This window comes from Kitasatospora sp. Xyl93, assembly GCF_055383135.1.
Window position 1 is genome coordinate 8,777,425 of record NZ_AP029185.1, and the last position, 23,759, is coordinate 8,801,183.

A 23,759-nucleotide genomic window follows, 5' to 3' on the forward strand; every position below is an offset into this window, starting at 1 on the left:
CTCCCGGTCGGCCTCTCCCCAACCATGACCTGGCCCCGGGGAGAGGCCGCCCGCACCGACCCTCCCACAGCACCGCCCGCACCGGCCCCGCCGTCTCAGCATCCGAAGGAGAAACCGCCGCCGTGGAGACCACCACCGCCACCGCCGAGCAGGACGTGCCGGCCGCGTTCCGCGCCGCAGCCGTATCGCCGGTCCCCGCGCAGCCGTCCGGCACCGCCACGGTGAACCCGCTGCCGCTGCACTGGTTCCAGAAGGACGCGGTCGCGGCCGCGGTACGCGAGGTGAAGGACGGCGGCCGCGCCACGGTGGTCGCGGCGACCGGCTCCGGCAAGACCCTCATCGCGGCCGGCTGCGCCCGGCGCCTGGCCGCGCGAGGCCGGGTGCTGGTGCTGGTACCGACGATCGAGCTGCTGGAGCAGACCGCCGAAGCCTGGTCGCTGCGCGGCGGTCGCCGCGGCCTGGCCATCGCGGCCTGTTCGCGCGAGGAGGCGCTGGAGAGCGCCGAGGCCGGCGGGCGCGTCCACGCCCAGGTGACCACCCAGGCCCCGCGGATCGCCGACCTGGTCGCCAAGGAGAAGCCCGGCGAGCCGGTCACCGTGTACGCCACCTACGCGAGCCTGGAGCGCATCGTCCAGGCCCACCGCGACTTCCGCCTGCCCGCGTGGGACCTGGTGATCATCGACGAGGCGCACCGGACGGCCGGTGCCGAGGGCAAGGCGTGGGCCGCGGTCCACGACGACGCCCAGGTCCCGGCGAAGCGCCGGCTGTACTTCACCGCCACCCCCAGGATCGCGGACGACCGGCGCGCGAAGGACGGCCTGGCCGACCTCGCCGACACCGACGCCGAGGGCGCGGAGAAGCTGCCCGTGCTCTGCTCCATGGACTCGGAGGCCATCTACGGCAAGACCTGCTTCACCTGGACCCTCGGCCAGGGCATCGAGCACGGCTACCTCGCCGACTACCGCGTCCTCGTGCCGGTGGTCACCGACGAGGACCTGCGCGAACTGCTCAACCTCCCCGCCGTCGCCGACCTCCGATCCCAGCGCACCAACGAGGAACTGCTGCGCCTCGCGCTGCAGATCGCGGTGCTGCGCGCGGTCGCCGACCTCGGACTGCGCCGGGTCATCACGTTCCACTCCCGGGTGGCCGGAGCGCGGGAGTTCGCCGGCACCCTGCTGGACGCCTCGGAGCTGCTGCCCGACGCGGAGCGCCCGGAGCGGATCTGGGCGAAAGCCGTCGCGGGCACCGACCGGCTCAAGGACCGCCGCGCCGCGTTCGCCGAGTTCAAGGCCCACACCGGCGAGGACGGCGAGGAGTGCGGCATCCTGTGCAACAGTCGGCTCCTGACCGAGGGCATCGACGTCGCCGCCGTGGACGCCGTCTGCTTCGCGGACCCCAAGAGCTCGGTCATCGACATCGTCCAGGCCGTCGGCCGCGCGCTGCGCCAGTCCTACCGGCAGGGCAAGGTCTCCTGGATCATCATCCCCGTCTACCTCCCGACGCCGGAGATCGGCGACGACACCCACGCCGCGGACCCGGCCGAGGTCCACGACGCCGGGGAGGCCGTGAAGGCCGAGGCCGACGCCGAGATCGAGGCCAGCTCCTTCCGCACCATCTGGCGCGTCCTGCGCGCCCTGGCCGCGCACGACGCCCGCGTGGTCGGCCGGATCACCGAGCTGCGCGCCCACCGCTCGCAGCCCGCCGCGCACACCACCGCGGCCAAGCCGGCCGAGAGCGAGGCCGACGAGCCCGACGGCGCGGGCGAGCAGCCGTCGGCCCCGGTGGAGTCGCCGATCGAGTGGCTGCGGATCAACGCCCGCCAGCACGCCGCGAAGATCCTGCAGACCGTCAAGCTGCGGGCGTTCAACCCCCGGGCGGTCGAGTGGCAGCGGATGCACGCGGTCGCCGCCGTGTTCCACCTGCAGCACGGCCACCTCGACCCCACCGACAAGACCCGCCACGGCGAGCTGATCTCCTGGCTCACCCGCCAGCGCCACCTGCACGGCCAAGGCCTCCTCGACCCGGCCCGGGTCAGCGAGCTGGACGCCCTCGGCATGATCTGGTCTAAGAACGCTAACGCCTGGGAACGCGGCTACGCCTACACCGCCGCCTTCCACCACCAGCACGGCCACCTCGCGATCCCCGCCACGGCGAAGCTCGACGACTACGCGGTGGGCGCGTGGATGCGCCGCCAGCGCAAGGCCGACAACCTCACCAAGGACCAGGTCGCCAAGCTCGACACCCTGGACGAACTGTGGCGCCTGGAGCCGGACTGGAACCGCTCCTACCGCCGCCTGCTCGCCTACCTCGCCGCCGGCGGAACCCTCGACGGCCCGGCGAACCGCACCGGCGGCGACGCGGACCCGGCCTTCCGTCCCGGCACCTGGCTGCGCAAGCAGGCGGGGGCCCGTACCGACGGCAAGCTGACCGACCACCAGACCGCGCTCCTGGACGCACTCACCCGGCACGCCGAGACCGTCACCGGCTGACCCAGACCCGCCTCGTACACCTCGCCGTCCCGGTCCACCTAGGTCCAGGCCGCTGGCTGTTGTTCAGGACATCGTTGGTGACGAACAGACTAGCCACGTCGTCAGTGAACCCGACAACACCCCTGAAGTCAGGTCTCTTTGGTGAATCCAGACACTAGTTGGCACACTTGAGGCCTCAAGCTCAGAGCTGGTAGCGAAGTGGGGCGAGAATGACGGACAGGGTGGACATGGGGCTGGCCGCAGCGATCGAGGAGCTTCGGCAGGAGCTGTACACCGCGCAGGACCAGGGCATCGACGAGCAGTTCCGCTTCGAGGTGGAGGAAGCCCAGCTGGAACTGCTGCTGGACCTGCGCAAGGACGACAAGGTGGGCGGAAAGCTTCGCTTTGGTGTGATCGAGGTGAATGGGGGTCACACGAACACCACGACGCGGACGCATAAGCTGACTCTGAAGCTCAAGATCAAGGATAAGGCAGCTGGCGACAGCAACCCCGAGATCAGCCACGAGGAGACCGGCTCCTGGGAGTACCACTGAAGATGGACCCGCAGAGGCTGGTCGACATCCGTGCAGGGGACAGCGAGCAGGTCGAGAGCTACGGCACCGGCTATCTACTCTCTCCCCGCTTGGTGCTTACTGCCCGGCACGTCACCAGGCGCCAGGCCACCGGTCGGCCGTGGTCGTGTATCAACGTGTACGTCGGTCTTCCCTCGGACGGCGACGCTGAGTACCGGAGAGCGAGAATCCGCTGGACACATCCGGGGGATCGTGACGTCGCGCTACTGGAACTCGACGCTGCTGTGGACATCCTCGGCGAGGTGTCGTGGGGCCGCGTTGGGGGGACTCGGTTGGTGCCGTACAACGGCATGGCCTTCCCGCGCGCGACACAGACGAAGGACGGTCACCGCAAATCCGAGCAGCTGGACGGATCCATTCCGCCGCTGAACGGCGGCCGCGGTGTGCACAATCTCTACGCGTTGAACCAGACCATCGCTCCCGGCGAACGCATGGACGGCAAGCAGGCCTGGGGCGGGGCGTCCGGGGCGGCCGTCTTCTGCGGTGATCGGCTGGTTGGTGTGGTCATCCACGACGACGACGCCTTCCGAAACCACCGCCTGCACGCTTGCCCCGCCTACACCTTCGTAACGGAGCCAGGGTTCACCAGGGTATTGCAAGAGCATGGTGTCGTACTGCCGAGTCAGCTCCCAATCGTTCAGATCGTGGAGCAGGCGCCGACACCGTCGTCATCACCTGTACTGGCGGCGCCACCCGCTTGGCTCTCTGCGCTTCCGACCCGCCCTACGAGCAAAATCTTCGTGGGACGTACCGCAGAGCTCCAGCGTGCGCACTCCATAGCCTCACCTGGCCGGATCATTTCTGTTGTCGGTCCCGAGCACACAGGCAAATCCGCTTTCATTGACCGGCTGATCACGGACCAGGAGTTCCACCGTGTGCTGGGAGACAACCGCCCTTGGGCGCTGCTGGACCTTGCCATTCCTGGGAAGAGCAGCCCGTTCCCGGTATCGCGGGAGCTGGCCAGGAAACTCGACGCCAACCTGTTCCAAGAGGAGTACGACGAGGACGCGGGTACGAAGGAACACGTCATCAAGCGCCTGCTGAGCAATCTCCAGGGTGCCACGCGTGGGTACGACATCGTGACTGTCATCGACTGTGCCCGTTTTGGCAAGGACCCCGTCGATCTGGAAGAGGATCTCGACGAAGTCCTCAGTAACATCGCCTTCCGGCGTTCGGTGGTACTGCTCGCCAGCGAGACGCATCTCCGGGCCGACGGCGGGCAGCAACTGCGCCGACTGCCCCCGGTTGGGCTCGGCCCGCTTACTCCAGAAGAAGCCACGGAACTCCTTGCGGCCGCACTAGACGAGAACCAGGTCCGGTCGGACGCCCGCCAGATCATCGACCTGGCCAACGACAGCCTCGTTCGGCGGCCCGGGATTCTCCTGACCGGCGTCGACCAGTACGCCAGCCTGCAGGTAAGCCCGCACAACGCCGAGCCGACCGAGGTCGCCGTGGCACTGCTCGACGCCTGCCACCTCACCATCACGGAGGTTTTTAAGGAAGCCGGATGCCGACTGGTAGACGATTCGGGGACGCCTGGTGCTATGGCCCCGCTCATCGTCTGGGCGACGACCGTGGGCCTGCGTCTTCCGCAGGACGTGCTTTCCGCCTCCGGGGTCGACCCTGTAGCGATTCAGCGACTCACCGCCCACGGCGTGCTCCTCGAATGGCCGTCGTCCACAGGCGTGCCGCTCTACGAACTCAGCCGCGCCACCAAGAAGGCGCTGTTAAACATGACGCTTGTCGCCCTTGGTGTCGACAAGGCGAGGCGTCTCAAACCCGCAGAAGCCATCGCGCTGGGTCCAGCCGCACATGACCCGGATCTGATGGACAGCGCCCTCAAGGAGAGCGCACTCGTTCTCTTCGATGCCACCCGTTCCTATTTCGAGGATGAGGAGGACGACGAGCACCGGGCTGCTCTCATCTATGCCGCAGAGTCCACAGCCGGCTGGGTGCGGGCCCGCGCCGAAAACCTGCTTCCCCAACTCTGCCAGGCGGCGGGCCACGTAGCCAACACGCTGGACATGGAAGCGCTCATCCTGCCGGTCGAGCTGACCAGGTACGAGGAGGAACTAGGCCAGGAAACTGCAGCCGGACCTGACAGTAGTCGATCAAGCAACAGCTACGCGGCCCTCTACAGCGCTGTCTCGCAGCTGAATGTGCGGATGCGCGAACCGCTGACGGCTCGCGCCAAGGCCCAGTTCGTCGAAGCTTGCGAGCAAGCGGTGGAGGCCCTGTGCAACTCCGCACCCGGCATTCCTTCACAGATGCTCAGATCGATCGACAATGCTCTGTACTTCGGTGGGCGCCGCTACAGATGCGACGCCGACATGCTGCGGGTCCGGGCCGGTGCTGCCGAAGCGCTGAGCGAGGACGCCAGGCAGATCGCTAAGGGACGGGTGAGCCGACTCGCCGGGACGATCTCATGGCTACTCAACATTGTTGAACTGCAACTGTCTGGGCAACAGCTATCCGAGGCCAGGTCGGGCATCGGACTTAGTCACGACCTGTTGGGCTTGCTGCCCGAGCCGAACACGCCTGGTGGCGAGGCCACCCAACTCGGCCTGCACATGCGTATCGCGCGGGCCCGGGCGAGGACAGCCGACAACGAAACGGAGCGGCTGGAGGCGTTGACGCAGGCTCTAAACTGCGGTGCCACCGCGCTCGAACGCTGCGCACCTACCCCGGGGCTGCGTCAGTTGTGGACGCGGCGGTTCATCGAGGCAGCGAAGCACTACGCGCTCGAACTGCGGACCGACGACGAGCGGTCCGCCGTGGTGGACCTCGTCATGGAAGCCCTCTGCGGCCTAAACGGGCCGGTGCCGGCCTGGGGGTTGTCCGTTCGCCTGGCCGTCACCAGGTTCCTCCGTGCCGTCCATCGTCACCAGGCCGACCCGGCCTTGCGGCTAGAAGGCGCGAACGCCGCAATGGGTCTGCTCTTGCCGTATGCCGAGGCCCTCTCGCAGACCGAGGGGGGCGCCCCGGACGGGCTGTTGGAGCTGGCCCGGTCGGCCAAGTTCAAGGCGTGGGCGCTGGAGGAGAACGAGCGTCTGCGCGAAGCCGTTGCGGAGGCCAGAAACGCCGAGCGGTACGCCCTGCTGGTTGTGGAAAGCGCCCCGAGTGCCAGTGCCTATCGGGTGTGGCTGGAGTGCCTGCGGTACCGTGAGCAGATAGAGGCTGGCGACCCGGAGGACCCTGCCGTGCGCGCGGGCGTTCGCCGTGCGGTCGACCGGGCGGCGAAATGGCTCGCCACTCAGGAGGCCAGGACCGAACAACATGCCCAGCTGGCCCGGTTGTGCATCGTCGAGGAGTGGCGTTTGCGCGGGGGCAGCCTGTTGCGCGCTGCGGTGGAGGCGAATAACGGGAATCCCAATATTCGGCTCGATGTACTCACGCGAGTGTATGCGTACCGGGTCCGGACACTCGGAGGCCACGAGAAGCGGTACGGGCCCACCATTGGCACGGCCCTGCTGCGCTACGATCTCGAACGTGAGTACCAGCGCCTTCTGGTGGTGAACCGGCCTGGATCCGGGAGAACCGGACGCCGTGTCAACAACCATGCAGCCTGGGATGTCCTCGACCAGGCGGAGAGACTGTGGCCCCACAGCACTGAGATTCAGTTGGCCCGGGCGGGACTCCACCGTTACACGTGGGAGTACTCCAAAGCGGCCACACTCCTGGAATCGGTGATCCGCAGCACCCACAGCGGCCAGAAGCGGCGTCAAGCCCAGATCGACACGGCGGATCTCCTGCTCCGGTACGTGCGCTGGGAATCGCCGACCCCCTCTGAACGTACGGCAGCTCTTGAACGCGCGGCCGCGCATCTGATTGAACCGCTGACTCATCGATTTCAGTCGGAAAGGGTGGCTGTTCTACACGAGCGCGTCCGTCTGGAAGCGGGTGCGCTCGTCGACCAGCAGCGCATCGATACAGCCTTCGAGGAACTCATCGGTCTGGACTACTCGACGAGCATCGGTAGGTACCTCCACAGGAGACGCTACGCACCTACGGAACCAACCGCCCAGGATTGGGGGCGCGAACTCGACGACACACCGCAGGAGCTCACGCAGCTCCTGTACGACAACTTCACCGATATCGACCTCATTAACGGGCTCGGGCAGCTCTACCTGCGGCAATCTGAGTTGTGGGGTGTCGAGGGTGAGCCGGACAGGCAGCATGAAGCCACCGTAGCCGCACAGCGGGCGTTCGACTGCTTTGACGCGTGCCGGGTGCTCTTGGACGCACGGGACCGCAAGGAGGACCTCGTCAACTGCTTCCAGCGGGCCGAAGCCATCTGGCGTGTCTGCCAGCTGGCAGGAACGGCAAATCCTTTGCCGTGGAAGCCGGAAAACAAGCCGAGCTGGCTGAAACTGGCCGTAGACCTGTTCCAGTCCGCTGCCGGACGCTCCGTGGGTACGTTCCACCTGGTGTGCGTCGACCGTATCGGCAAAGCCCAACGCTTACTCAACCAACTCACTGGCTGACGGTCCGTTCGGAGATGGGTGGCACGGCCCGGGGTGCCGGGCGCTCCGGTGCCCGGCATGCGATGGCGGTCAACGAGACCGTGCTGGCGTTCGTGCGGGGCGGCACCGCGCCCGGGGCCGCGGGCGGGGTGGGCGAGGTGACCGACTGGGCGACCGAGGTGGAGTTCCTGCTGCCGGGCGGCCGGCGCAAGGTGCGCCCGGACGCGGTGTGGCAGGCCCCGGAGATCGGGGTGCCGGTGCTGATGGTCGAGGTCGACCGCTCCACCATGGCCCCGCAGCGGGTCGCCGCGAAGTTCCCCCGCTACCGCGAGCTGTTCCGCACCAAGGTCCGCGACAACGACCCGGCCCGCTCCGGCCAGGATCCGGCCGACCGCATGGTGCACTGGTGGCGGCGGAGCTGGCCGGGCCACACCCGGCCCGGATCTCCGCCCATCGCGCTGGTCGTCACCGACGCCGGACCGGCCGCGCTGGCAGGCCGGCAGCAGGCCGTCGCGGACCTGTCCGCCGACTGCTGGCGCGGCCGGTGGCGCAGAGAGGTCCGCGACTACAACGACGACGGCTGGCGCGAGTACGACGACGCCGTGCCCATCATCGCGACCACCCTTCAGCTGCTGGCCGAGCACGGGCCGCTCGGGCCGGTGTGGTGGCGCTTCGGCCGTTCGGGCCGGCACTCCCTGCTCGAGGCGTTGGAGAACCCGAATGACCGGGCCGCCTACGACTTGCGCCAGGCCGCCCGCGAGGCGGAGGAGCACAAGGCCCACCAGGAGCTGATGGACTCCCTGGTCTGCATCGACTGCGGCGACGTTCCCGAGGAGGAGAGCACCTAGTGTGAGTTCTCATCCAGGTTGATGTAGCTGGGAGGCTTCTGAGCTGGGGTTATTTGCTTCCGTTGAGTGGAGTTCTGGGTCGTGATTAGGCAGTAGTAGCTCCCTGAATTGGGGTGCTGCATGTTGGATGAGAAAGAAGCAGGTTCATTGAGAATCCAGTGCTCGGATGACCTGGTGCTGAGGCCGGAGTCAGACCGGGCGGGCGGTATGGAGGTCGATCCTCGCTCGGGGACTCGGCTGGCCCGGGGGAGCAGCGGGCCTGACTCAGATCGGGGTGGGCCTGCATAAGAGGTACGTACCCGCGCTATCTCTATGGCGGGCGCCGTCCCGTCTGTCGGACCGCTGGTGCATCATGCGGGGATGAGTCTGGAATCTGAGCCGTCGGTCCTCCTGGTCACCATGGACCGCGCGTCGGAGTCGGTGGTGTTCTCGCGCTCCGATGGGAAGGAAGCGCACTTCCCGCTGGCGCACAGCCCGTTCGAGGAGATCAGTACCGTGGCCCGGTTCGCCTTTACACGGGCTTTCGACGCGCTCGTTGCGACAACGATCGCAGGTGACGACGTGGCTTTCGAACTGCCGGCCCTCGATGGCGCGGACCGACGAGAAGGGCGTTTGGCCGTCTACCTGGACCAGAACAAGTGGCGGGACGTCACTAACGCCCTCACCGGCATCGGTCGCACCACACCTGTAGAGCACGCGGCTGCCTTGCAACTCGCCCACTGGGTGAGGGAACGGAAGATCGTCCTGCCTGTGTCCGCCGCCCACTGGGCCGAGACCACGAAGTGGTCTGACACCGACAAGCGCTACCAGCTCGGCCTGACGATTTTGCAGCTCAGCCGGGGCTGGCAGATGCGCGATCCGCTGCAGGTGCGCCGCGACGAACTCCGCACCGCTCTTGCCCGACACGGCGCGGTGAACGCCGAGGCGCCGGTGGACGCAGTGTTCACACTCGGTCCCGACGTCATCCATGGAGCCGCTCGCGGTTGGACCCCCGCTCCGGTGCCTGCGGACCTGCCTCCCGACTTCCAATTCCAGCTTGAAGCGCTGAGATCAGCTACGACTCTGATCGATGTCATGCTCAACACCGAACGTGTTCCTCCCGGATCGGTGTCCGGCTGGGTGGAGTCCAACCAGAGGTTCAGCGACTGGCTGGATGGTGAGAGGCGTGACGCGCGTCAAAAACGCAAGAGCGTCGACGCGTTCTTCCTGAACGACGTTCGGATGGACATCGCGATCGAGGCCCACGCCGCACAGCTGGCGCCCGAGACCATCTCCGAGTGGGTGACGGAGCACGCCACCAGTGACCTGGCCGCAGCACCGGCGCTGGGCCTGCTTCGTGAGATGTTCCACGAGCGCCACCTCAACAAGGGCACCACGTGGCGCGCCAACGACCTGACGGACATGCTCTATCTGTCCTGCGCCGCCGGCTACGCGGACTTTGTGGTCTGCGAACGGGCAATGGGAGGCGCGCTGAGGCAAGGCATCGAGCGTCTGCGCCGACCGGTGCGGGTCCTTCAGAACCTGAGCGACGTCGCTGAGGCCGTCGAGTCAGCCCTGCGGCCGTAGCGGCGGGCAGACAGGCTCAGGCTGGCTCCGAAACCGGAGAACTGCGCACTCTTCGACGGGACGGGGCCGTCGACGCACTACTCATGTACTGGGCTCCACTGGTCGGCCGACACCGGGCCCTGAACCGTTCTCCCTCGAACCCGGCGACCCTAGTTCCGAAACCGAAACCTTGTCGTAGCCGTGCTGCAGCGCCGGTACCAGGTCGTTGTCTGCGGTGAGCCCTAAAATCGTGACGACCATGAGCACTGGGCGCAGAGGCGGGGCACGTGAGCAGAGGCGACGCGTGGATCATCGAGGACGTCTCGATCACGAAGCACGATGAGGACAGGTTCGATCACACCTCCGTTGCACGTGAAATTGCGGACATCGCCCGCGGGTCCCGCGACTCTCTCGCAATCGGACTGCTCGGACGCTACGGCGTGGGCAAGTCCTCGGCGGTGCGCCTGCTGAGCGCCGAACTCGCTCCGAACAAGGACTGGGCCGTGCTCCAGGTGAGCGCCGAGCGCCACACAGGCGTCGCGCGCGGCAGGGGACTGCTGTACGGGTTGATGGACGAAGCGCACCGGCAGGGCAACAAGGTCCTCACCGCAGCCGACCACAAGTCGCTGCGCGCCAGCCTGGAGGGCAGTCAGCAGCAGACTGCCACGATCGGCGCGAAGGGGGAGAGCCCGCCGCCGCCCACCACCAAGCTGGCGAAAGCCGCAGCAGTTGGTTTGGGGTGGACGGTTGCATTCGTGCTTGCCCTCTGGATCATCGGCGTCGTGGCTACCTGGGCGGCCCACGTGTTCCACGCTTGGCCGCAGGTGAAGACCTGGGCCTGGTTCACCACAAGCGGCGCAGCCGGCCCCACCACGCTCCTGGCTACTGGCGCGGTGATTGCCGCAGTGATTGTGGCTGCCAAGGAAGCCGCACAGCGCGCGTTGCGCAGCTACGACATCACTCTCAACACCCCCCGTGCCGACACCAGCGACGAACTTGAGCAGACGTTCCTGAAACTCGTCCGCCACATCAAGCGCCGGGTAGTGGTCGCCATCGACGACATCGACCGCCTCGCTGCGGCGGATGTTCTCGAAGCCCTCTCGACTGTACGTAGCCTGCTCCTGGTCGGCGCCCACCTGGAGAAGCCCCCGGTGTTCCTGATCTCCTGCGACGAGGACATCATCCGGGAGGCCATCATTGGCGTTCGCCCGGGGCTGGCCCACCGTCCGGTCGACGAGGCTGCGGGGGCAGGTCAGCCCGGCAAGGACGACACCACGACGGACATGGATGCCGCCGCAACGGACGACGCCATCACGCAAGCCGCGGATGAGTACCTCAACAAGCTGTTCACGGTGCGGATCATGCTGCCCGTGCACCACGGCTTCGACATGCGCGATTACGCCGACCAACTCCTGAAGACCCACCCGATCCGCGCGGCCGTCAGTGGGCCGGGAACGTTGGACACCGTTCTCGACGTGCTGATCCACGACGGGGTCGGCGACCCGAGGCACGTGATCCGGCTCCTCAACAGCTTCCTCGCCCACTACCGTCTCGCTCAGCGACGCGAAAGCACCCCCAACGGATCAACCGCCCGCATCGCACCGGGCGAAGTGACCGGCTACCCGGTCGAACTTGCACGGTTGACCGTCCTGCAGCACGACTACCGTCAGCTGTTCGAAGCAGTGCAGCGCGAACACGAACTCCTTCACCTGCTCGACGACGCCATCCTCGCCGACCAGTCCCTCACCGCCCCGGACCCGCTGATCTCCCGTTACCTCCAGGCTACGGAGCCCAGCACACCACCCCGGCTCGACTACCCCAAGCACCGGGGCCTCACCTACCTCCGCGCCGTAGCCCCTACTCTGCGCTCGCACCGTGCCCCTCAGCTGGGCCCACTGCTCGGACTCGGCTCCGATCCCGACAGCCGACAGTTGGGCAGCGCTACCGCACGGGCGATCCGCGCCGAACTTCAGACCCGGAACATTCAGGGCTTCGCCGCACGCCTTGACGTCCCCGAGGGCCGCAGCCGCGTCCTGCAGGCCGCCGAGCTCGCCTTCGCGACGCAAGCCCGCGGGGGACTGAACCGCGACAATGCCCTCCTGACCGCTACAGCCGCACTGCGCCTCAAGCAGCACGACCTGGATGGGCACGAGGCACGCAAACTCGCCGACGCCATCGTCCGCCGCCGCCCCGCCATGTCGACCCCGCCGGATTCCGACAACCTCGCCACACTGCTGGCCCATAGCTCCGAAGGCCACCATTCCGCACTGATCTACGAACTCCAGCAGCCCCCCGCAGACGAAGGCCTGCGCCGAGCCTGGGCTGTCACTCTCCTTGACCTCGTTACTGGCCCCCACAGCAGCGCCTTCGCCGCCCCGCTCGACACCTACTTCAACGACACCGCCGCCCGGGGCACCGTCGACGACGTTGCCGCGTGGACCGATATCTGGCATGCCGACCCCGACCGGGCACAAGCCAGCTGGCCCGACAGCGCCTACGCCTTCCTGCTGTCCTGTGCCGCTCGCCTGGACATCGAGACGGACGAGATGATCACCGCCGTCGCTCCGATCGTCCAGATAGGGGTCGAGCTGCGCGGCTGGACCCGCCCGGTCGCACTCGGCCTCCTCAACTGCCTGAACGCCTCCGACTCCCGTCCACTGCAACGCGTCGCGGTACAGATTCTCCACAGCAGCGAGATCCCCGAGGACGAATGGGGAATCGTCGAGGATCCCTCCCCGGAGCTGCCGGCCGACTCCACCGTCGCCCTGCACCTGGCTCTCGTAGTGGCCGCGCAACTGCGTGAGGACGAGGATGACGAAGCCGCCGTCCGAGCCGCGGCGCTCCTCCGTTCCTGGCTGGCGCACTGGACTGCCACCGGCGACCGGACAGGCGTCGACCTGACGACTGGTGCCCTTGCCGACACGGCCCGTACCAGCGAGACCCTCGCTAGGGCCGCCGCCGAACCCCTCGCCCTCCTCACCGAGATTGATGCCGCACGTTACGCGACGGCACTGGCCTCTGCGCTCGATGAGCGGGACTCCCTCTACCCGGGCATCGACGAGCCGCTGCGCGACACACTGATCGTCTTCCTCCGTCGCACCGAGGACAGCATCACACCGCAGACCAAGAACGCTTCCAGCACCATCATCGACACCCTCACCAAGGGGCTGGAGACCGACAGCAACGTCGGAACCTCCAACCGAGCCGACCTGCCACACGTGCTGTCGACCAAGCAGGGCAAAGCCTTTGCGTCGACGCTCGCCGAACGGATCGTCAACGCTATCTCCGTCCCAGCCGCCACGCGAACCACAGAAATTCTGCAGTCCCTGCACCTTCTCTTCGACGATCCGGAGATCCGCGCCCCGTACCTTCCCCAAGCCCTGAGCAAGCTCCAGCAGTGGTTCAACTACAATCAGCAGGTCGCCGCGCTCGCCTTCGCCGCTCACTACGCCGACGAGCCCGCGTTCAATGACCAGTGGCTGGCCTGGACCGCTCAGCACTGGCACACCCTGTCCGCGCAGGACCACGACCACGCCCTGCGCGCCGCCGGCCGACCGGAACTGGCCCCTGGACACGGCGGAGCCCAACTCATCTCCTTGCTGGTCGAGCGGCTTTTGACTGCCGACGCCGACAGCACAGCGTGGATGCATGCACCCAGGCTGTGGCCCGCATTGGACGACGACCAGCGTGCGACACTCCTCGCGGGAGAAGACAACCGTTGCCCCGCCATGGCCGAGTGTGCGGCTGATGCCCCCCAGGCAGCCCTACTCAGCGCCCTCCAACGGGCTGACAGCCATCTTGAGCGGGTCTTCGAGCTGCTCAACGCTGCTCCCCATGCCCCCGCAGCCATCGAACAGTTCACCGACGGGCTCCTCCGTGCCCCAGCATGGAACGCAGACGCGGCACGCCTCGCTGTCCGCGGCACTGCGGATGCAACGCCTCTGTGGGCCACTGTTCTTGCTGCTGCTGCCGACGGCCACGACCTGCTCCTGCGCGCGGCGGAGACGATGGAGGCCCTGGCCCTGGCGCACCCCGCGACGGCGCCCGCGGCGCTCGCCGACGAAATCGCCCCGATGGTCCACGCCTCGACGGACCCGGCTACCGCCGAAGCGCTCGGCCGGGCGGTCGCGCCCCTGCCGACCGTGGCCAAGGCGATCGGCAGGACCCTGCCGAGCTCCCGCAGCGCCTCCGAGCAGGACAGGGCACGCTACACGGCGTTCAGAAGGGCGGCAGGCCTGACGACACGGTAGGCGTCCTGCGATGTACGTGGCTGTTGGATGGTCCGTGCGTCCGCGGTCGAGACTCATTGAGCAGAGAAGCTCTGTCATTCCCACTTGGCGCCGTCGTCCGCCGCGAGCAGGTCGAGGTACTGGGCGGCGTCGTGGATGACGTCCAGGGTGATGGCCTCGGTACGGTCGAGGATGGCCAGTTGGCCGGCCATGCCGAGGAGCGGGGCGAGGTGCTCCATGAGGCCGTCCGTGATGCGGTAGAGCTCCTCCTGGTAGTCCAGCAGGCTTCCCGGCCGGTGGTGTCTCAGCCTCAGACGTCCGTCGAAGGTGAGAAGGGCACTGGCCCATTCGGTGGGGTGTTCCGGGCAGCGGGGCGGTAGCCGGTTGACCCAGAGAGTGGGAACGGAGCGCTGCCGCAGGGCGGCGGTTCCGGCGGGGCACCGCAGGGCGCTGAAGCGTGCGGTACGGGCTTCGCGGAGGATGTCACTGGAACCGATACCGCTCCACAGGACGGTCAGGCCCAGTTCGTCGGCCAGGCAGTCGAAGTGGTCGAAGGTCGATTGGAGGTCTTCCGGCCGCAGCCGGTCGATTCCGTCGACGAGGCAGATCTCGGTCCGGGCGTGACGCATGACATGGAGGGCGGGACCGGTGAAGTCCTTCATGCGCTGGACGGGGCGCTGGTCGGTGTCTGGGCGGTAGAGGTCCCAGCCGAGGAAGACCGCCAGGGCCGCGGACCAGTCGGCTGCGGAGCCGGGGTCGGGCGGGGTGTTGATGCAGACGACGGGGATCCGGCTGTCGTCGACGCCCTGGCGCTTCTCCAACCGCCCCTGGTGGGCCAGGCCGATCTGGTGGAGCAGGGTGCGTTTGCCGGTGCCGCGGCAGTCGCTGTCGATGGCCACGTGCGGATAGAGAGGGCGGCCGTCCTGCCCGCGGCGCAGCAGCCGCCGCGCGAGTTTCAGGCCGTTGGAGACGTCGGTGGTCTCCACGAGGCCGAGGTGGGCGTGGTAGCGGAAGCGCGGGTCGTCCTCGTCGACGTCGCCACTGGCCTCGCCGTCGACGAGGGCAGGGGTGTCCGTTGGCGGGACCGGGGGAGGGGAGGGCCGGTGGCGTACGCGGGAACGCCATCCCGCCAACGTCGTCGGGGCCGCGGGTGCGAGCAGCGTTTCGGCTGGAGGCCCGCCGGCGTTCTGCGGTTTGTGTACGGGAGTCTTCACCGGCTCTCTCCTTGAGGCTCCTCGCTGTACGGCCTGTCCGATGCCTGCCGATCGATGCCGCTGACCTCCCGGTCGGGAGCTGCGGCCGGGCCGCGGTCGGTACTGCTGGTGGTGTCGGTATCGGCGGCCGGAGGGTGGAGCCCCGGCAGGGACGCCAGGAACTCGTCGAGGCTCAGGTCCACCTTGCCCCGGATGCGCTCCGGGGTGTCGAAGAGGTCACCGGCCGGGCGGTCGAGGGAACGGAACGGCCGTACGGAGTTCGGGTCCAGGGGCGGCATACCGGCGCCGGAGGGAGTGCGGGCAGCGGGCCGGGCAGCACGTGGTGCAGAGGCCGTACGGGCAGCGGGGAGTGCCGCCGGGGCCGGCGAAGGGCCGGAAGCCGCGGTACGCAGGAGCTGCTCGGTGGCGCGGGCGATGGCAGCCTCGTTGTGCCGGGCGCCGCCGGCCGCGAGATGGACGCGCAAGCCCTCCTCCCAGGTCTCCTCGGTCCACCGGTCGCTCAGTAGCCGCCGGTGGATGAAGGGCACCTCCGTCCACGGGTCGAGGCCAGGGTCGGCCCGATGGTCGAAGAGCCAGGCGACCTCGGGATGGTTGGGTGAGTAGTGGACCTCCCAGCGCCCCTGCTGCGCGGTGATGCCGGAAGGACCGCGGAAGGGATCCAGCCTTCCCCGGTCCAGGTTGTAGGTCCGGTTGTTGATCTGGAAGCCCTTGCGGCCGACCCGGACCCAGACGGCTGGCAGTAGCTTGCGCTCCTCCTGCGCGGTGAGGGCGACGGCCCGGTAGCCGCGCAGGGACACCATGGCTGCGTACATCTGGTTGGGCGTCAGCCGCAGGCCGGGGGTGAAAGGGCTGCGTAGCGCCCCGTGGGGGGTCTGCTGCCAGTGGAGGACCACCCACTGCTCGAACAGGTCCTGGAGCTGGGCGATGGTCCACATGGGTTGTTTGCGTACGCGTTTGCCGCGCAGGTCCAGGCGGTGGTGAGTGTAGGAGGCCAGGTACTGGCTGAAGCCGGTCTTCACCGCCCGCATCGCGCGTTCGACGACCGCTTTGTCGGCACCAGTGCGCAGCCGTGCCTCGCGCACCTCGATGCCAAGGCTGTGGCAGGCACGGGTGAAGTCCGTCGAGATGTAGGGCGATCCGTGGTCGATGACCACGGTCTCGGGTTTGATGACGGGCCGTGCGGCGGCGCCCGCGAAGCGGGCATCGGCGGCCAGTAGATCCTCGAAAGGGAGGCTGGAGCCTTCCATGAACGTCTCGGGCGCCCAGCCCGGCCGTGCGGGCAGCGGTGCCGTGGCCTGGGCGAGGACCTGCATCGTGTCGAAGGAACGGGTGGCGCGTCCGCCTGCCCAGCGCCCCCTCCGACCGGCACCGAGGCGCTTGGGCACGATCAGGGAGGCGATGATGCTGCGGGTGGCTACGTCGATCGCGATGGTCAGCTCCACCGAGATGGCCCGGCCGCTGTCGTCGAGGACGAGAACGTCCAGTCCGGTGGTGTCGATCTGGACCAGTTCTCCCGGCCAGCGGGCAAGGATCGCCCGCCGGGAACCGGGATGCTGCGAGACAGTGGCGGAGGGCGCCACGTGCCTTTCGGCGGCCCTGTGGGCGTTGTCCGCGGTGATGCCCATGCGCCCCAGCAGCCGGTAGAGCGTCGCCGGGCTGTTCACCAGGCCACGGGCGGTCTTTGGATCGGCCAGCAGGCCGCCATGGCGGACCTTGACTGTCTGCTCGACGCGTTCGATGAGCCGCGACAGCGTTCCGGGGGACCGGCCGCTGGCGGCCTCCTCCCTGAGGATCTCCCACACGATCTCGACGACGCGCGCATCGACGCGCCCGTGCGGGGCGGCAGCGCGCAGACTGCGCCTGTCGACCAGGCCCATCAGGCCCTCCCTGCGCCAAGCGGCGCATTTGCGCTCCACGGTGGTCGCCGACACCGGCATCCCGGCGAGAGCCAACTGCTCGGCCTTGGCCTGGTAGCGCTGGCGCAGCGTTCGGTGCTGCGGGTCGAAGTCGGGCCTGGGGACAGTAGTCGCGGCAACGTTCGGGGCCTGTTGGTGCAGGACCTCCTTGACGTGCTTCTCCCACACGAGGGCGTCCTTGCGTACGTCCTTCGCAAGGGCACGGAACTCGGCGGGGCGGTCGGGCAGGGTGCTGCGCGGCGCCGCACGGTCCACAACGGCGAAGTCGCCGGCGGAGGTCACTGCCGTCTGCAGGATGATCAGGGGATCCGCGTCGGGCGTCGCAGGGACGGCATCGAGGAACAGCCGGGGCCCGTGGAAGGCGGTGACCTGCCAGGTGGAGCCGCGGAAGCGGATGGTGTCGCCCAGCGCGATGCTGTCGGCCGCCGCAGGCGCACCGTCGGCCACCGGCCGCGGCCCGCTCATGCGGTGTCCGTGACGGCCCAGGCCGTTGACGCCGGGGTGAGGAGCACACCGGTATCGACGTGCAGACGTCCGGCCCAGATGAGGTGATAGGCGAGATCGATTCCCTGATGCAACGGCAGCCCGGCCGCCCCCACCCCCGAGCGGATGGTCCGCGGCGAGACGAACTGCCGTACCAGCAGGTCCTCCTGCCCCTCGGAGAGCCAGCGCGGGCTGCGGGCGGCGTAGAGCAGAGCGAGGTTGTCCAGTTCCACCCCGCTGGGTGGCTCCACCACCCCCACCTGCCACCCGGCCGCCCCTGCGGCGACCGCCAGGACCTCCTGCGCCTCCCGCCACGCCTCGCCCGGCTGCTCCGGCCGCACACAGATCACCTCCCGGAGCCCGGACCGAAGCGCCACGAACGCCGGGCGCAGGGTACGACGGCGCCCGTCGCAGCTCCACCGCAGTTCCATCGCCCCCGCACTACGCAGCCCCACCGCAGGGTCGCGGTCCAAGACCATCGCGCACCGCTGCTGGCGCAGCGAAGCGCAGGACAGGGACTGGTCGGTCGCGGACGCCCACGCGGTGGTGACGAAGGACTTCCGCCCCGGGTGGGCGACCTGGGCAGCCAGAGGCGACAGTTCCTCGAACGCGACATCGCCCGCCTCAGCCACGGGCAGTTCGCAGCGCCGCCCGAACCGGTCGACGAACCCCACTGCGATCTCGGCCGCGCCGACCGGGGCACTGCACACGCGCACTCCCTGCAGGACGAATCCATACGGACACATCCCATGTGTCCCTGCGCAGGATGTCCCACCGGCTGCCGGTCCGGCGGAAATCCCGGCGGCAACCACCCGATCGTGGACATACCCGCACCCGCGTACGAGACCCGGGTCCCAGGAGCAAGTGCTCAGACCCTCTCAGACAGATCTGTCCACTCCCATGGCAGGCAGGTACTGCTGCTCGTCGGCTCCTCGTCTCCTTGATGGACCAGAGCGGTGACCGGCAGTCCAACCCCGCGGCCGACTTCCTCCACACCCGCCGCGAGAGCACATCTGCGGTGCCTGTCCAGCCACTCCGCCACCGGAACCCGCCACACGTGCGCAGGAAGCCCGAGCGAGCGCGCCAACCCGGACAGCTCGCCCATCAAACGGGACTCGGCCACGGCCCACGGCCCGCCAGGCTGCACAGCACGCTGCCGCTCGTAGCGCAGCAGCGCCCGACCCGCCTGCACCGCCTCTGGATACACCACCAGCCATGCCGTCTCCGCGTCCCCCGGTCCGAGCCCGGCCCGCCTGGCCCGCTCCGCCCACCGCTCAACGAGAGGCTCACTGCGCCACCACCATCCGACGACAGCGAAGCCATCAGCCGAGAGGACGGCCCCCGTCGGCCCGAACCGCCGCTCGAAACGGCCCCGCACGCGGTGGGCCCGAATTGATTCCGGAAGCCGGGACAGGTCCACCCCGCCTGGCGCGCGCTGGTAGACGTGGGTGAACCGGCCGTGCCGCTCGCAGATCCTCCACCGCTCCGGCGACACCTGCCACACCTCTCCCCACCCCCCGCTCCGCACCGCTGCGCACAGCCCGCAAGCCGGCACCAGATAGCGGTCCAACGGGCTCCACGGCCACTCCCACCGTGCCTGCTCACCGGGCAGGAGATGCACCTCCCGCAGATGGGGGAGCGCCCGTCGCAGCCGCGCCGCAGGCATGGAGAGCATTCGGGCGAGCCGGTCCGCCGCCACGCTGCTCAGAAACACCTCGGCCAGATGCGGCCGCAAGGGCTCCTGCACGGCGCCGTCGCCCAGTTCCGACAGAAGGAAGTCGACCCCCACCCCCTGGATGCCGGCCACCCGCCACAGGAACGAGCAGTTCGACTCGTCGGCCACGAAACGCACGGGCAGGTGCGGCAGACTTCCCGTCCACATCGTCTTCTCCTTCCAACCCGGCGGCACACCGGTCCGGCGCCCCTGCGCCAGCCCTGCCGATAATCAGGACAACGGCACGTCCGCCACCGCCGCTGCCGGCAGCGGCGAGCCGTCCCCTTTGCATAGACGGCTTCCCGCCGTAAGGAAGCCACTTCCCAGAAGGTTCAGCCCACAGAGTGACCAATTCCCGCAGACGGCCACACACGGTGAACCGGCCAGCATCCTGACTGCGAAGCCGTTCCTTCAGGCCCCGGGAGCCGTTCCGTGCTACACGACCCACCTTCTGAACGCCTCACCAGCGAACTGTGGCCACGCCAACGCGAAGCGGCGGACTGCGTCCTCAACGCCTTCGCCATGGGCTACGAACGCCAACAGGTCCACATGGCGTGCGGAACCGGGAAGACCCATCTCGCGGTCCATGTCGCACACGAGATCGCCCCGGACAGCCGCAGCCTCACCGTCATGCCCACCCTGGAACTGCTCAACCAGACCGCCCGGGTCTGGTACACCTCCGGTAGGTCCGGGCTCTACGTCGGTCTCTGCTCCGACGGGCAGACCAGCGAAACCGCCCTCGACGGCGTGATCACCATGACGGGCGACGCGGAGACGCTCGCCGCCGTCCTGCGTAGCGCGGACGGCCCCGTCAGCGTCTTCGCCACCTACGCCTCACTGCCCAAGATCGCCGAAGCGCACCGGCTCCACATGCTGCCCCGTTGGGACATCGCCGTGATCGACGAAGCCCACCGCACCGCGGGCGCCCTCGGAAAACCCTGGGCTGTCATCCACGACAACGCCGCCATTCCCGCCCGCTATCGGCTCTACCTCACCGCCACGCCCCGCATCTGGAACGGCAGACGGGGCATCACCATCGAGCCCATCGCCTCCATGGACGACATCTCCCTCTACGGGCCTGTCGCCTACCGATACTCGCTGGCCGAGGCCATCCACGAAGGCCGACTCGCCGACTACCGCATCGTGGCGCCCGAAATCCACCACCCGGAACTACGCGCCTTCCTGGCCGGACGCAAGCGCTCTCGAACCCCTCAGGCCGACGCCATGCGCGTCGGAGCCGCCCAACTGGCCCTGTTCAAAGCCCGTGAGGACCACGGCATCCGCAGGGCCGTGGTCTTCAGCCGCAGCATCGCCCAGAGCGAAGTGTTCGCCGAGACCCTGCCTGAAACCGCCGCCGGCATCCCGGGCCGCCACACCGACGACCTCTGGGTCGCCAGCATCCACTCCCGCCACAGCCGGCACGAACGGCGAGAGCGCGTGGCCCAATTTGCTCGACCGCCACGACTTGCCCTTCCCGGCACGCAGGCAGACCTCAAGGTGCTGTGCAACGTCCGCCTGTGCGTCGAAGGGGTCGACTTCCCCCTGGCCGACGCCGTGCTCTTCGCCGACCCCAAGCAGAGCACGATCGACATCGTCCAGGCCATCGGCCGCGCGCTGCGCATCGGCCCCGGTATGAACAAGGTCTCCACGCTCGTCATCCCTGTGCTTTTCGGCCCGGGGCAGGGCGCGGACGAGGCCACGTTCGGCACCCCGTACCACCTCCTGCACCAGGTCATGATCGCGCTCAAGGCGTACGACGAGCACTTCTTCCACCGTCTTCCTGTCAGTGGGACACCGCTGCTGCTGCCCTCGCCGGTATCCGTCATCCGCCCCGAGCGCGTTCGCGAGATCGCCCCGCACCTGATGCTGCGGGTCATGGAACCCGAACCTGACGTCTGGGACACCGGGATGGCGAACGCCCAGCGCTTCTTCGACGCGCACGGCCATCTGAACGTCCCCAGCAACCATGTCGCCCCCGACGGCTTCCACCTCGGATGCTGGCTCGGCTACCAGCGCGCTCTCAAGGCTGCGGGCAACCTCTCCGCACCCCGCGCCGCGGCGCTCGCCACCTGCAACATGGCCTGGGCGCACGCCAGGGACAGCACAGAGGCATATTTGGAAACCGCCCAGGCATACGTCAGGCAGCACGGCCACCTGCTCCCGGGACCCGCGCAGACCTACCGGGGCCGGCCGCTGGGGCAGTGGCTCGCCGAACAGCGGCGTCACGACGATGCAGGCACCCTCCCGGCCCCCTACCGGCGGGCCTTGAAGGACATCGACCCGTGGTGGAACCCCGACTGGCCCGATGAATGGCAGCGCATGTGCGCAACCGTGCGAGCCTGCGGAACTGCCCTGCCCCTCTCACCCGGACCGCTGCGGCGCAACGCCGACGCCCCCACCCGGTGGCTGGACGAGCAGTTCGACAGCTTCCCCGAACTCGCAGAGGGCCAGCAGGCCCAACTGGCAGCGCTGCCGCTGCAGGGCGACCCGCTCGCCCTCGGCCTGCGACGCCCCCACAGCAGCCAGGCCGCCACTCACGCCCAAGGCCTGCGCGCAGCCCGGCGCTTCTTCCGCGCCAACCGGAACCTGCGCGTTCCCGCCGACTACATCGACGACCACCGCGGCGACCTGTTCCCTCTCGGCCGCTGGATCGGCGATCTGCGCACGAGGGCCGCAGCGGGCAGTCTCGGCCGGGAAGAGACCGACTCCGTCGAGGCCCTGTCCATGGAATGGACCCTCCCGGCGGAGGACGAAGACGACCTGGCGAACGCCCCCGAGAAGCTTGTGGGCATCCGCGCCGGCGACAAGCAGACCTGGGTGCCGAGCCAAGAAAGTGCTGCCGCCGCAGAAGAGCTCGGGCGCCTGTTCTGGCTGGCGGACCCCGAGCGCCCGCCTGCTGAAATGCCCGACCTCCTGCTCCACGGAGGCGGACGCATGCTGATCGACATGCCGGCCGGAGCAGGCAAGACCATGGTGGCTGCAGCGACAGCTGAGCAGACCGAGGGCCGAGCCTGCCTGGTCCTCGGCCCTGATCTCGCCTACCTGCGCCAAGTGGTCAAGACCTGGCGCATGGTCCGTAACCGATCAGTCGCAGGCATCAACCTCCGCCTCACCGGGGTAGGCAAGAAAGCAACCCTGCTGACCAGCGCGGCCCAACTCGCCCAATGGATGGCCCAGCAGTCCTCGGAACTCCTTGTCGCGGCCCGCTACCAGGACGCCGAACTCATCGCCCGGAGCCACCTCGACCACCGCCTGGCCCCATGGGACCTCCTCGTCGTCGAGGACGCCCACTGCACCGCCGAAGGCACCATCAGCCCGGACCATCCACACGCCCTGATTCACTACGACGACGGCATCCTCACCTACAACCGCCTCTACCTGACTGCAACCCCCCGGATCCCCAACGAACTACCCTTCACAGCCAGCGCCACGGCAGGGCCCCCTTGGGCCGTCGACATGCCCTCCCAGGAGATCTTCGGGACCCACCACCAAGGAGTGAAACGACGCAAGCTCGTCGACGACAACCTGCTCAGCCCCTACCAAGTGGTCCGCACCCAGGTCCCCGAACAACCGAACTACCGCTGGCGCGCCCAAGCCATCGGGCTCGCCCACGTCATCGAACAACACGCGCTGCGCCGCGTGGTGGCCGTACTCGAGAGCCCGAAGGATGCACAGGCATTCGCCTGCCAGCTGGCCGTCCAGATGCTCGACGCAGAGATCCGTGTCTCTTCGGACAGGGCTTCGCGACGCCGGCACAACCAGCCGGTGATCCATTGCCAGACCACGAAGCACCCTGTACCGCCCGATATCGACGCCATTGCCCTCCCTTCCGGCGCCTACACCACGATGAGCCTGGTTAACGCGCTCTCTCCCGTGATGGGGCAGCATGTCGAACGCGCCGCGCAGACAACGATCATCGTGCCCGAGCCCTTCGTTCCCCCGGGCGAACAGGAAACGGAACGTCCCGAGGTCATGCGCCGTATCGCGGCCGCTCTTTGGGCCCATGACCCTGCTCGGTTGACGCGGCAGGAGACCGACGAAGACTGAGTACTCGCCGAACCCGCTGCCGACTTCAGTGCCGGTTCCACGACGCTGTACCGCCGCCTGCACAACGAGGCCTGAGGAAATTCGGCCTTGGGAGTGCGAGGCTCCACCGGCCTACGTCAATCTCACACGACGGTAGGCGCTCAGCACGACGATCGTATCCGCCGGTCTTGCGCCCCTGTGGGCGATCACTGCCCATCGCCTTACGCCATCACCTGACGCAGCGTCATGCCGATGACTAC

At 68.4% G+C, this 23,759-nt stretch carries 11 protein-coding genes; 7 read left to right on the forward strand and 4 right to left on the reverse strand.

Annotated features, from left to right (window positions below; all coding sequences use genetic code 11):
- Nucleotides 1-122 precede the first annotated feature (122 nt).
- The 6 genes from ACZ5GH_RS38290 (at nt 123) to ACZ5GH_RS38315 (ending at nt 14,167) form a co-directional block, all read left to right on the forward strand.
- Nucleotides 123-2,489: a helicase associated domain-containing protein gene (locus ACZ5GH_RS38290; protein WP_464336754.1), complete on the forward strand. Its 2,367-nt coding sequence runs from the start codon at nt 123-125 to the stop codon at nt 2,487-2,489.
- A gap of 227 nt (nt 2,490-2,716) precedes the next feature.
- Nucleotides 2,717-3,022, forward strand: a complete 306-nt coding sequence (locus ACZ5GH_RS38295; RefSeq protein ID WP_464336946.1) for a trypco2 family protein — start codon at nt 2,717-2,719, stop codon at nt 3,020-3,022.
- Nucleotides 3,023-3,024: 2 nt separating this feature from the next.
- Nucleotides 3,025-7,545: a trypsin-like serine peptidase gene (locus tag ACZ5GH_RS38300; protein WP_464336755.1), complete on the forward strand. Its 4,521-nt coding sequence runs from the start codon at nt 3,025-3,027 to the stop codon at nt 7,543-7,545.
- Between the two features lie 14 nt (nt 7,546-7,559).
- A complete protein-coding gene (locus tag ACZ5GH_RS38305; RefSeq protein ID WP_464336756.1) occupies nt 7,560-8,372 on the forward strand; it encodes a replication-relaxation family protein in 813 nt (270 codons plus the stop codon).
- 360 nt (nt 8,373-8,732) lie between these two features.
- Nucleotides 8,733-9,938 carry a hypothetical protein gene (locus tag ACZ5GH_RS38310; protein WP_464336757.1) on the forward strand — a complete coding sequence of 402 codons (1,206 nt, stop codon included), beginning with the start codon at nt 8,733-8,735 and terminating at the stop codon, nt 9,936-9,938.
- Between the two features lie 266 nt (nt 9,939-10,204).
- Nucleotides 10,205-14,167, forward strand: coding sequence for a P-loop NTPase fold protein (locus ACZ5GH_RS38315; RefSeq protein WP_464336758.1), 3,963 nt, complete (start codon nt 10,205-10,207; stop codon nt 14,165-14,167).
- 74 nt (nt 14,168-14,241) lie between these two features.
- On the opposite strand, the gene ACZ5GH_RS38320 is transcribed toward ACZ5GH_RS38315, so the two are convergent.
- From ACZ5GH_RS38320 to ACZ5GH_RS38335, 4 genes are all read right to left on the reverse strand, one after another.
- Nucleotides 14,242-15,360, reverse strand: coding sequence for a P-loop NTPase family protein (locus ACZ5GH_RS38320; RefSeq protein WP_464336759.1), 1,119 nt, complete (start codon nt 15,358-15,360; stop codon nt 14,242-14,244).
- Nucleotides 15,357-17,741: a transposase family protein gene (locus tag ACZ5GH_RS38325; protein ID WP_464336760.1), complete on the reverse strand. Its 2,385-nt coding sequence runs from the start codon at nt 17,739-17,741 to the stop codon at nt 15,357-15,359. Before ACZ5GH_RS38325 ends, ACZ5GH_RS38320 begins: the two co-directional genes overlap by 4 nt.
- A complete protein-coding gene (locus ACZ5GH_RS38330; RefSeq protein ID WP_464336761.1) occupies nt 17,738-18,469 on the reverse strand; it encodes a TnsA-like heteromeric transposase endonuclease subunit in 732 nt (243 codons plus the stop codon). Before ACZ5GH_RS38330 ends, ACZ5GH_RS38325 begins: the two co-directional genes overlap by 4 nt.
- Before the next feature lie 158 nt (nt 18,470-18,627).
- The gene (locus ACZ5GH_RS38335) at nt 18,628-19,641 is read right to left on the reverse strand and encodes a TniQ family protein (RefSeq protein WP_464336762.1); all 1,014 of its coding nucleotides are present in this window, start codon (nt 19,639-19,641) and stop codon (nt 18,628-18,630) included.
- A 264-nt stretch (nt 19,642-19,905) separates the two neighbouring features.
- Here ACZ5GH_RS38335 and ACZ5GH_RS38340 point away from each other — a divergent pair, with 264 nt between their 5' ends.
- Nucleotides 19,906-23,520 (forward strand): helicase associated domain-containing protein, encoded by a 3,615-nt coding sequence (locus ACZ5GH_RS38340; RefSeq protein ID WP_464336763.1) that lies wholly within the window; start codon nt 19,906-19,908, stop codon nt 23,518-23,520.
- The last annotated feature ends 239 nt before the right edge of the window (nt 23,521-23,759 follow it).